Here is a 2616-nt window from a genome sequence, read left to right on the forward strand (position 1 = left end):
CCAGAGATCGGCGAATCCCATGAGCAGCCCGGGATCATAGGCGTAGCCGCCCAAATAGGCCTGCCAGTTCTGGCGCAGATATTCGCCTAATGTCACAACGGTGATGTTGGGATTCTGGTAGCCGGGAATCTGCCGCAGCGCGATCGGCGCAATCGGCAAAAAAAGGAGCGTCAGCGCCAGGCCGTGAACGACGACCGCCTGCAACTGACGCCAGCGTTCGGCCTGCATCATCGCCCAGACGCCCCATGCGATCCACCAGGCGACCAGGACAAAAACCACATTGTAGTGAGTGATCAGGGCGGCGGCTGCAAAGACGACGAAGAGCAGCGACGTTCTGGTGAAGAGCGGAGCGGCGTTGCGCTGGCGAAAAGCGAGCTGCTCCAAAAAGAGCGCAGCCGCCGCCGTAAGCAGGGCGAAGCCGAGCGTGTACATGCGCGTCTCCTGGCTTTCGGCCAGCCAGAAGGGGGACAAGGCGCCGATCAACGCAGCCAGCGCGCCTGTCTGCGCGCCGCCCACGCGCCGCCCATACGCCATCAGCAGGGCGACGCCGGCGACGCCGACGAATGCGCTCAACAGTCTGGAGAAGAATGCAATCTGCGTCGGCGGTTGGCCCCTGACGACGCCGAAAAAGCTGCTCCAACCGTGCAACAGCCAGTAATAGAGCGGCGGCTGAATGTCCAGCTCGGGGGCGTCGGCGATCTGCGGCAACGGGCGCAGCGCCACGTCGATGTTGCGCGCCTCGTCCCACCAGATGTCCTGGCGCGTCAGCTCCTGGAGCCGGAGGGCGAATGCGCCGAACAGAAGCACAATCAGAAAGAAACGAAGCCAGCTCGTCGCGCCAGGCGGAGACGTATTGTACAATGGCCGTTGCATACGCTACGCCATTGTAGCGCAATCGCACAGTGCGGAGGAAACGGCAGACCGTCGGGCGATCACTTTTCTGCTTCTATGTAGTCGGGGTTTTCCCAGACGATCAGCGTCGCCCAATTGTCGGAGGCGCTGTCCTCCAGGTACCCTTCAATCAGACCGCGCACGACGAATCCCTGCTTCAGTTGGAAGGAGAGCGTCGGATCGGTCAGCCTGCCTGCGACCACCTCATCGACGTACTGCTGAACGGTCATGCGATGCTTGTAACGCGCAAAACCGGGGATCAGCCCTCCCGCCACGATGCCGCGTTTGTTGTAGCGACGCACCAAATCCATGCGCGCCTGATAGATGGCCTTGCCGAGACCCTGCCCGCGGTAGTCGGGATGCACGCTGATGTCAGCCCCATAGTAGTAGGCGCCGGCGGGATTGTGATTGCGAAAGTAAAAATGGTCGCAGAAACCGGCGAAGGTGTGATTGGGGTGCTCGAAATCAAAATCGGTGAAGAATCCCGACCCCTGACCGATGACGCGATCGCCGTCCAACACAACGATCTGTCCTTCCGGGAAGATTGCGTACTGGCTGGCGAAGTGTTCGACGCGCATCAATTCCTGCGGCCCCAGCGTAGGGTAGCAGGTGCGCTGCAGCTCCTCCAGTTGCTCGAAGTATTCCGGCTTCAGTGTGGTGATGGTGTAGCGAGACATGTCAGTTTTCTGGCTCGACATAGGCTGGAACCGTAATAGCCTCCTCGCGGACGCCGACCTCATAGATCACGCGCCAGAGCGGCGCCCAGGCCAGCGTCACCGCGCGCACGTTGACGTCGGTGCGCCGCGGTTTGAGCGTTTCGGTCGCGAGGTCATCCAGAACATCCTCCCAGCGGCTGACGATGGCGTCGATCTCCGCCTGCAACATCTCTTCCAGCTTCTGTTTCTCCTCTTCGAGGCGGGCGATGGTCTGCTTGCGTTGATCAACGCGCATGGACGCCTGCTGCGTCTGGCTCCATTTGTTGGTGGCGCTGGAAAAAGAGCGCATCGACCTGCGCCCCATGAAGAAGCTGAGCACGCTTTCGCCGATGTTGACCCATTGCTCCGTCTGCTTCGCCTGCGCCCTCGCCTGCTCGGTGGCCAACGTCTGTTGTTCGCGTTGCAGGCGCTCGGCGACGCGTTCGATCTCCTTTTCCATGCGGGCGCGCAATTTGTCGACCTCGGCGTCGCGGCGCTCGCGCGCCGCCTGTTGCAGTCGGATGTTGAACGAGCGGTCGTCTTCGTCAGGGCGCCGCGTGACGCCCAGCTCAGGGTGCACGGTCACGTCATAGCGAGCATTGTAATACAGCCAGTCCGCCAGGTCGCGGGAGGCGCTGGAGAGCGCCCGGGCGGTGGCGGCGCCTTCGGGCAGCGAGGCGTAGAATGGCCCTTGTCTTTCGTCCACCGATGCAGGGCTTGTGGAAAGTTCTGAGGCTGTGAGCGGGAGCGCCTCTGCGCGTCCCCAGTCCAGGCCGGTCAGCTGACGGCCGCCTCGCGCCAGCAACGCCATTTCCGTCTGTTTGTCGATGTTGCGTTTGGGATCGACGAAGCGCACCGTTGCAGCGCCGAGGACGCCCGCTTCGTAGAGAAGCTGCACGCCTTTGACCTCGATGCGCGCCCCGGCGCGCTGCTCCGCCACGCGGATGGCGTCGCGCTCCTCAAGCTTGCAGGGCAGATAGACCTGCGTCACATCGGGCGGAACGGCGGGCGGCGTCGTCTGGAAGCCGGC

At 62.8% G+C, this 2616-nt stretch carries 2 protein-coding genes and 1 pseudogene; all 3 read right to left on the reverse strand.

Annotated features, from left to right (window positions below; all coding sequences use genetic code 11):
• The coding region (locus Q0367_RS07230; RefSeq protein ID WP_298981357.1) for a glycosyltransferase family 39 protein at positions 1-873 on the reverse strand (873 nt) is incomplete at its 3' end.
• Between the two features lie 59 nt (positions 874-932).
• Positions 933-1568, reverse strand: a complete 636-nt coding sequence (locus Q0367_RS07235) for a GNAT family N-acetyltransferase (protein WP_297639358.1) — start codon at positions 1566-1568, stop codon at positions 933-935.
• Position 1569: 1 nt separating this feature from the next.
• Positions 1570-2616, reverse strand: a pseudogene (locus Q0367_RS07240) (hypothetical protein); the annotation flags it as partial.

It is taken from the genome of uncultured Caldilinea sp. (assembly GCF_937128415.1).
GTDB lineage: Bacteria > Chloroflexota > Anaerolineae > Caldilineales > Caldilineaceae > Caldilinea.